At 74.2% G+C, this 8683-nt stretch carries 6 protein-coding genes; 4 read left to right on the top strand and 2 right to left on the bottom strand.

The genetic code is table 11. The features are described from left to right. Positions 1-1334: IclR family transcriptional regulator domain-containing protein (locus tag IEJ02_RS43935; protein ID WP_191069908.1), on the bottom strand; the 1334-nt coding region annotated here is incomplete at its 3' end. Between the two features lie 185 nt (positions 1335-1519). On the opposite strand from IEJ02_RS43935, the gene IEJ02_RS43930 reads away from it, so the two are divergent. The 4 genes from IEJ02_RS43930 (at position 1520) to IEJ02_RS43915 (ending at position 6547) form a co-directional block, all read left to right on the top strand. Further along, positions 1520-2701: a 4-hydroxybenzoate 3-monooxygenase gene (locus IEJ02_RS43930; RefSeq protein ID WP_191069907.1), complete on the top strand. Its 1182-nt coding sequence runs from the start codon at positions 1520-1522 to the stop codon at positions 2699-2701. Next, the gene (locus IEJ02_RS43925; RefSeq protein WP_223865425.1) at positions 2698-3537 is read left to right on the top strand and encodes an IclR family transcriptional regulator; all 840 of its coding nucleotides are present in this window, start codon (positions 2698-2700) and stop codon (positions 3535-3537) included. Before IEJ02_RS43930 ends, IEJ02_RS43925 begins: the two co-directional genes overlap by 4 nt. Before the next feature lie 124 nt (positions 3538-3661). Next, the gene (locus tag IEJ02_RS43920) at positions 3662-5113 is read left to right on the top strand and encodes an MFS transporter (RefSeq protein ID WP_191069906.1); all 1452 of its coding nucleotides are present in this window, start codon (positions 3662-3664) and stop codon (positions 5111-5113) included. Positions 5114-5155: 42 nt separating this feature from the next. Beyond that, on the top strand, positions 5156-6547 hold the full coding sequence (locus IEJ02_RS43915; RefSeq protein WP_191069905.1) for an FAD-dependent oxidoreductase: 1392 nt from the start codon (positions 5156-5158) through the stop codon (positions 6545-6547). A gap of 567 nt (positions 6548-7114) precedes the next feature. Here the strand turns inward: IEJ02_RS43915 and IEJ02_RS43910 are convergent. Beyond that, complete coding sequence (locus IEJ02_RS43910) at positions 7115-8650, bottom strand: hypothetical protein (RefSeq protein WP_223865424.1); 1536 nt, start codon at positions 8648-8650, stop codon at positions 7115-7117. Positions 8651-8683 lie beyond the last annotated feature (33 nt).

The raw sequence follows: 8683 nt of genomic DNA, 5'->3' as shown, positions 1-8683 counted from the left end.
GCCCCGCCCGGGGCCGCCCCGCCCGGGGCCGCGCCGCCCGGCGTCGCCCCGCCCAGGGCCCGCAGCACGGCCAGTCCGCGCGCGAGGGATTGGAGAAAGCCCGCTCCCAGCTCGCGCTTGGCCATCCGCGCGGGGTCCTCGCCGACGGCCGACGTCCCGCCCACGGCCGCCGAGGCCGCGCCCGCGGCGCCCCACGCCCGGCCGCCGACCGGGACCCGGGCCGACGGGCCCGATGACGGCGCACCCAGGGCCGACTCCGTGCGGGTTTCACCCACCACGGGCGGCCCTCCCTCGGCGGCCGCCGCGGCCGGGCCGGGCGGTGTGGTGCCCGCCGCACCCGCGCCACCGCCCGCACCGGCTCCCCCACTCGGCGCGCCCGGAGCCGATCCGGGCACGCCGAACGCCCCCACGGCCCGCGGGACCGGAACAGCCGAAGCGGCCGAAGCGGCTGGAACAGCCGAAGCGGCCGAAGCCGTTGAAGCAGCCGATACCGCAGGCCGCCGCCGCGGAGCCGCCAAAGCCGCCTCCATCGCGGGAACTTCCGCGCCCAGCGGCCCCAGCACCGCCGCCCGCAGCGAGTCCACGTCATGGCGGCTGGTGTGGCTGACCACGTTGACCGCGCAGACGATGCGGCCCGAGGCGTCCCGCACCGGAACGGACACCGCCACCAGGCCCGGTTCTATCAGCTGGTCGTCGACGGCCCAGCCGTCGCGGGCGGCCTCCTTGACGCGGGCCTCGAAGTCCTCGCCGTCCTCGCCGGTGGCGGGCCGGTGGCGGGCCGGTACGGCCGGGAAGGCGGTGTCCAGGGGGTCGTCGGCGCGGCGGGCGCGCCAGGCGGCCCAGTCGGCCCCGGACCACTCGGTGGCGAAGAGCGCGCCGGGCGAGCAGCGCTCGGCGGGGAGCAGATCGCCGATCCGGAAGGCGAGGGACATGGTGCGGCGGCGGGTGACCTGGACGACGAAGCGCACCCCGACGCCGTCGGGGACGGCGACCGAGACCGACTCGTCCAGCCCGTCCGCGAGCCGCTCGGCGAACGGGCCGAGCGCGGCGGGCAGTCCGCTCGCGGCCAGATACGCGTTGCCCAGCTCCATCAGCCGGACCGCCAGACCGATGTCGCGGCCGTCGAGCGTGACGTAACCGAGCTGTTCGAGCGTGCCCACGACGCGGTCGACCACGGACCGGGCGAGCCCGGTGCCGCGCACGAGATCGCCGGGCCGGACCGTCGTCCGTCCCTCGTGCGCGGCCAGCCGGGTCAGCTCACGCAGCACGGCGAGACCGCGCTCGAGAGGCCCGACGGGGCCATTGACAGGTGGTGACACCGGGCTGAAACTCATCACCAGCCGATTATGAACGAAGTTTCACTCAGCGAACAAGCGGGCGGAGAAGTACCGAAGAAGTAGCCGACCGCAGACACCACCACCGCCCTCGGACCGCAGCCACCACCGCCGCCATCGGGCCGCAGGCGCCACCACCGCGATATGGACCAGCAGACGGACCACCACAGCAAGGGGACGATGTGATGCGCACGACCGTCGGCATCATCGGCGGCGGGCCCGCCGGGCTGCTGCTCGCCCGGCTGCTGCACCGCGCCGGGATCGACTGCGTGGTGCTGGAGAGCCGGGACCGGGCGTATGTCGAGCGGCGCCAGCGGGCCGGGATCCTGGAGCAGGGCACCGTGGATGTGCTGCGGGAGTGCGGCGCCGGTGGGCGGCTGGACCGCGAGGGGCTGCCGCACCGCGGCATCGAGCTGCGCTTCGAGGGCCGCGGCCACCGCGTGGACTTCCCCTCCGCCACCGGCGGCAAGTCGGTGATGGTCTACGCCCAGACCGAGATCGTCAAGGATCTGATCGCGCTCCAGCTGGAGGAGCCGGGCGGTCCCCCGCTGCTGTTCGAGGCCGAGGCGCTGGCCATCGAGAAGCCGGACTCCGCCGCGCCCGTCATCCGCTTCCGCCACGAGGGCCGCGAGCAGACCCTGAGCTGCGACTACGTGGCGGGCTGCGACGGCTTCCACGGCATCGCCCGGCGCACGATCCCCGCCGACCGGGTGCGCACCTTCGAGCACGCCTACCCCTACTCCTGGCTCGGAGTGCTGGCCGATGTGGCGCCGTCCTGCGAGGAGCTGATCTACGCCCGCCATCGGCGCGGCTTCGCCCTGCACAGCATGCGCTCCCCGCACGTCTCCCGGCTCTACCTCCAGGTGCCGGGCGGCACCGACCCCGGCGACTGGTCCCATGAGCGGATCTGGGACGAGCTGTCGGCCCGCTTCGCGCTCGACGGGGACTGGACGCTGGAGCGCGGCCCGATCACCGCCACCTCGGTCACCCCGATGCGCAGCTTCGTCCAGGAGCCGATGCGCCACGGCCGGCTCTTCCTGGCGGGCGACGCGGCGCACATCGTGCCGCCCACCGGCGCCAAGGGGCTCAATCTGGCCGTCAGCGACGTGATCACGCTGGCCCGGGCGCTCATCCACCACCAGGAGACCGGCTCGCCCGAACTGCTGGACGGCTATTCGCGGACCTGTCTGCGCCGGGTGTGGCAGGCCGAGCGGTTCTCCTACTTCATGACGGACACGCTCCACCGCCGCCCGGACGAGAGCCCGTTCGAGGAGCGGGAGCGGATCGCGCGGCTGGAGCGGATCGCCTCCTCCCCCACCGCCTCCGCCGAGCTCGCCGAGAACTACGTCGGGCTCCCGCTCTCATGACCGCCTCCGGCCCCCTCACCCCCATCAGCCCACCGGGCACCCGCGCCACCGGCGACCGGGACGGCGGCCGCTCGGTCGCGGGCCGGATGCTGGCGGTCCTCGACGCCTTCGACGCCTCGCACCGCTCGCTGTCCCTCACCGCCCTCGCCCGGCGCGCCGGGCTGCCGCTGGCCACCGCGCACCGGCTGGTCGCCTCGCTCACCCGCTGGGGCGCCCTGGAGCGCGACGCCACCGGGGCGTACCACATCGGGCTGCGGCTGTGGGAGGTGGCGACGCTCTCGCCGCGCGGGGTCGGGGTGCGCGAGGCGGCCCTGCCGTTCATGGAGGACCTGTACGAGGCCACCCACGAGAACGTCCAGCTCGCCGTGCGGGACGGCCTGGAGGTGGTCTACGTCGAGCTGATCTCGGGGCACTCGGCGGTCCAGGTGCGCACCCGGGTCGGCAGCCGCTGGCCGCTGCACGCGACCGGCGTCGGTCTGGTGCTGCTCGCGTACGGGCCGCCACGGCTGTACGAGCGGGTGTGCGCCCGCCCGCTGCGCCGCTATACGGAGCTGACGATCCAGGACCCGCACCGGCTGCGGGCCACCCTGGCCGAGGTGCGGCGCACCGGGATCGCCGTCAGCGACCGGCAGATCACCATGGACGGGCTGTCCATCGCCGCCCCGGTGCGCGGACCGGGCGGGGAGGTGGTGGCCTCGCTGTCGGTGGTGGTGCCGGCCGCGGAGGGGCGGGCCCCGGGGCTGATCCCGGCCGTACGGGTCGCCGCCCACGGCATCTCCCGTACCCTCGCCGCCGCCCTGGGGCAAGACCCCGTCGCGGAGGCTTCCGGTCCGTGAAAGACCCGCGAACGCGCCTTGCCGCGCCCGATGTCCGGCCACATCCTGTGTGGCACCGAATTCCGTGTGGCACCAACCGCGCCGCCGAGCCTGAACGCCCAGGCCCGAGAGGGGACATGGAGACATGCCCGAAGTGACCGCAGAGCCCACCGCGCAGGGCCGGGAGGCGCCCCGCGGCGGCTGGCAGCCGTACCACACCCTGTGGGCCATGCTGCTGGGCGGCTGGCTGTTCAGTTACGCCGACCGCACCATCACCGGCCCGGTCGTCACCTGGCTGATCGAACACGACCACGGCATGCTGGGCTCCGCCAGCCATCCGCACGCGCTCGGCGGTCTGATCGGCAGCCTCTTCTTCGCGGGCTACATGCTCACCCAGTTCCCCGGCGGCTACCTCGGCGACCGCTTCGGGCACCGCACCATGCTCGCGGTCTCGCTGCTGTGGGCGGGGGTCGCGACGCTGGCCAGTGGCCTGATCAGCGGGTTGATCGCCTTCGTGGTGCTGCGGGTGCTGACGGGGCTCGGCGAGGGCGTCTTCTACTCCAACGACCGCTCGCTGATCGCCCAGCGCACCCCGCCCGCCAAGGCCGGTCTGGGCATGGGCGTGGCCATCACCGGGCTGTCCATCGGGCTGACGGTCGCGACCATCAGCGCGCCGTACCTGATCGACTGGGGCGGGGAGGTGTTCGGCGAGGAGGACGCCTGGCGGATGCCGTTCCTGGTGCTGGGCGCCGCGACGCTCGCGTTCGGCTGGGCCACGGCGGTCTATATGCGCCGCATCGGCGGCCCGCTCAAGGCCACCGGCTCCACGCTGCGGCTGCTGGGGATCTCGGCGGTGCTGTGCGCCGCGGTCATGGCGGTCTATCTGATCGCCGACGGGGCGGGGATGCCGAGCTGGGGCGTGGCCATCCTCGAGTGCGTGCTGGCGTTCGTGCTCATCGGGGCGATCTTCGCCCGGCGCAGCGGCCGGCTGGGCGCGGTCTCGCGGAACCGCAATGTGCTGCTGCTCAGCTTCGCCTTCATCGCGGTCATGTGGAACCTGTGGTTCTTCAGCTTCTGGTCGGTGTCGATCGTCGCGGACGCCGCCCACAGCTCGTTCCAGAACGCCGCGCTGGTGGCCACCTTCAACGCGGGCGCGGGCATCCTCGGCTTCCCGGCCGGGGGCATGCTCTCGGACCGGGCGAAGGCCCGCGGGTGGGGGCGGCGGCCGCTGCTGATCGCGTTCACCGTGGTCCAGGGGGTGCTGGTGCTGGTGTTCGCCGCGTATCTGCAGACCCATGAGAAGCCCTCCCTCTGGGTGATGTCCGTCCTGCTCTTCGTCACCAGCCTGTTCTTCAACGCGCTCCAGCCGATGGCGCACGCGCTGCTGAACGATGTGGTGGACGCGGCCGAACGCGGTGCGGCCTTCGGCCTGTTCAACCTGGTCGGGGAGATCGGCGCGGTGGTCAGCCCGGCGCTCAGCGGCACCCTCTTCGACCACTACGGCAGCTGGACGCACGCGGTCTACATCGACGGCGCGCTGATGCTCGTCAGCGCGGTGCTCTACATGCTCATCCGGGAGCAGACCTCGCGCGCTTAACTTGGTGCCCCATAGCCGGACATCAATGGCGGAGGGGCATACATGACGGCGGCACGACGCATGGTGGTCATCGGAGGCGACGCGGCGGGCATGTCCGCCGCGTCGCGGGCGCGCAGGCTCAAGAGCCGGGGCGAGCTGGAGATCCTCGCCTTCGAGCGCTCCCCGTTCACCTCGTACTCGGCCTGCGGCATCCCGTACTGGGTCGGCGGGCTGGTGAACGGCCCCGACGAGCTGGTCGCCCGCACGCCCGAGACCCACCGGGGCCGCGGGATCGACGTACGGACCCACACCGAGGTCGTCGAGATCGACCTCCCCGGGCAGCGGGTCCTGGCGCGGGACCTCGATCCGCGCGGCGAGGGCGAGCAGTGGTACGGCTTCGACGACCTGGTCATCGCGACCGGCGCCCGGCCGCGCCGCCCCGGCATGCCCGGGATCGACGCCCCCGGCGTCCACGGGGTGCAGACCCTGGACGACGGGCGGGCGCTGCTGGAGTCCCTGGAGGCCACCCCGGTCGAGCGGGCGGTGGTGATCGGCGCCGGGTACATCGGGGTGGAGATGGCCGAGGCGCTCATGCGGCGCGGCTCCCAGGTGACCGTCCTGGAGCGCGGCGAACAGCCGATGTCCACGCTCGACCCCGACATGGGGCGGCTGGTGCGCGACGCGATGTCGGGGCTCGGCATCGACACCGTGACCGGCGCCGAGGTCACCGAGGTGGTCACGGGCGAGGAGGGCCGGGTGCGGGCGGTGGCCACCAAGGTGAGCGAATACCCCGCCGACCTGGTGGTCCTGGGCCTCGGGGTGGCCCCGGAGACCGGGCTCGCCCAGGAGGCGGGGCTTCCGGTGGGCGAGTACGGCGGGCTGCTGACCGATCAGGCCATGCGGGTGCGCGGTTACGACAACATCTGGGCGGGCGGTGACTGTGTCGAGGTCCTCGACCTGGTGTCCGGCCGCACCCGGCACATTCCGCTGGGCACCCACGCCAACAAGCACGGGCAGGTCATCGGCTCCAATGTGGGCGGCGACTACGCGACCTTCCCCGGTGTCGTCGGCACGGCGGTCAGCAAGGTCTGCGATCTGGAGATCGCCCGCACCGGGCTGCTGGAGGCCGAAGCGGCCGCCGTGGGGCTCCAGTTCGAGGCGGTCACGATCGAGGCCACCAGCCGCGCCGGGTACTACCCGGAGACCCGGCCGATGACGGTGAAGATGCTCGCCGAGCGGCGCACGGGACGGCTGCTCGGCACGCAGATCGTCGGCCGCGAGGGCGCGGGCAAGCGGGTCGACGTAGCGGCCGTCGCGCTGACCGCCGGGATGACGGTGGAGCAGATGACGGCACTGGACCTGGGCTACGCCCCGCCGTTCTCGCCGGTGTGGGACCCGGTACTGGTAGCGGCGCGCAAGGCGGCGGCGACCGTAAGGGCGGCAGAGCACCGCTGAGCCTGCCGTGCGCTCTTCCAGGGTGTCCGACGGATCNCGGCAGAGCACCGCTGAGCCTGCCGTGCGCTCTTCCAGGGTGTCCGACGGATCGTGCCGCCTGCGGCGGGCTGCTCCCCTCCCCGCCCCTCCCCACAACCGGGGCTCCGCCCCGGAACCCCGCTCCTCAAACGCCGGAGGGGCTGATTGGCAGCGCCCCGCCCCTTCCCGCGGCGCCGATATGCGGCTCCGCCGCGAGGGCAGGGGCTTCGCCCCTGGACCTCGGGGTCTGGGGCGGAGCCCCGGTGGGGGCCGGGGGCGAAGCGCCAGCGAGGCCGGGGGCAAGCCCCGGATAGGGGCCGGGGGCAAAACCCCGGATGGGCTGTGGGGCAAAGCCCCAGGAGGGGCCTGGGGCGAAGCCCCAGATGGGGCCCGGGGCGAAGCCCCGGACGGGGCCCGGGGCGAAGCCCCGGACGGGGCCCGGGGCGGAGCCCCGGATGGGGTCTGGGGCGGAGCCCCAGTTTCGGGAAGGGGCGGGGAGGGGAGCAGCCCGCCGCAGGCGGCAGGCCCCGTGACCCCCCGCGTCGCCGATCAGCCCGCGCCGTCGATGATCCGCAGCGCAACCCCCACCCGCCCGGCCACATGGCGGGGGCAGCTCCACGCCTCCGGATCGAAGTGCGGCTCGGGCGTGGCGTACTCCCCCGGCGCGTACAGATGGTTGAGATGGGCGCCGTAAGGGTCCTCGTGGAAGCCGAAGTGACGGCGGCCCGCCAACTCGGCCAGCACCTCCCAGGGGTGCGCCTCCCCATGCGGACAGGACCCGGCCGCCGGATCGGTCCGCACCGCGCCGAGGATCGCCCGCAGATCCCGGTGGACGGCCTCGGGCGGGGCCTCCTCGCCTGAGGTCACCGACCAGCAGGCCACCAGCAGCAGCACCAGCCGCTCGCGCGGGTCGGACGGACCCGCCGCGAACCGCCGCGCGGCCCACAGCCCGGCGTCCTCCGCGGCCTGCCCGTCCCGGCAGCGGAAGCGCACGGCGTGGGTGAGCCGCTCGATGTCGAGCCGGCCGTCGGGGCGCAGCAGCACCTCGTCCAGGTGGGTGGTGTCCCGGAGGCCGAAGAGCCGCTCGCGGCCGGCGCGCAGATGGTCCAGCGCCTCGCGGGCGATCGCGGCGAGGAACGCGGGGCACAGCCACGCCTCCAGCGGCGCCGTCTCCAGCTCCTCGCGGTGCCAGTGGCGGTAGACGCCCCGGCCGCCGGGGCTGAGCAGATGGATGCCCACGGTGGCCTGTTCCGCGGTGTCCCGGCCGACCTCGGGGTGCTCGCCCTCGCCGTGCGCGCAGGACGCGTCACCGAGGCCGGGCAGCACCGCCTCCAGGGCGTCCACCATGGTGTCCAGGACCCGCCGGTCGCGGATCCGGCCGCTGGCCGCGTACCAGCAGGCGGCGTGCAGGACGACCACGAGCCCGGCGCGGTGGTAGCCCAGGGGGTTGGCGACCAGGTTCCTGGCGTAGGCGGACAGCTCCTGGGCGGGGTCCACCGCCGCGCTCGGGTAGTCCCAGACGATCGAGCGCAGATCCTCGGCGCGGCGCGCGTCGCGGACCGGGAGCCGCGGCGGGATGCCGCCCACGCTGCCGGGGGCGATGATGTCGATGGCGACCCGCGCGTACCCGGCGATGTCGCGCGGGCACAGCCACTGCTCCTTGGTGGCGTCGTCCTCCCAGTCGGGGTCCTGGTCCTCGGCCAACCCGTTGGTGAGCAGCGGCAGATCGTCCACGAAGTGGTCGATCCGGTCGTCCAGATCGCCCTCGTACGGATGCGTCCGGTGGGCGCAGGGGGCCTCACGCAGCCGCCGGTCGGTGGCGTGGAGCGCCGCCAGGGCCGCCGCCGCGACGTCCTTACGGGAGAACCGGCCGATGTGCGCGGCCATCATGACCAGCCCGAGCGTCCAGGCGTACGCCTCCTCGCCCGCGGGATCGGCCGCCAGCCGCCTGGCGCAGTCCAGGACGACCCGGTCCGAGTCGCCGCCATGGGTCTCGTGGAGGATGCCGTCCCAGTCGTCGACGAAGTGGACACACTCCGGCGGCTCCTGCGGGGCTGACAGCGCGGTGGCGGGCATGTCGGTCATGCCCCTCACGACGCCACGGGAGGCACGCGGGTT

It is taken from the genome of Streptomyces sp. 5-10, from assembly GCF_014712245.1.
GTDB lineage: Bacteria > Actinomycetota > Actinomycetes > Streptomycetales > Streptomycetaceae > Streptomyces > Streptomyces violaceusniger.
Note: the sequence above shows the minus strand (reverse complement) of the source record. Positions and strands in the feature narration are given on the sequence as shown.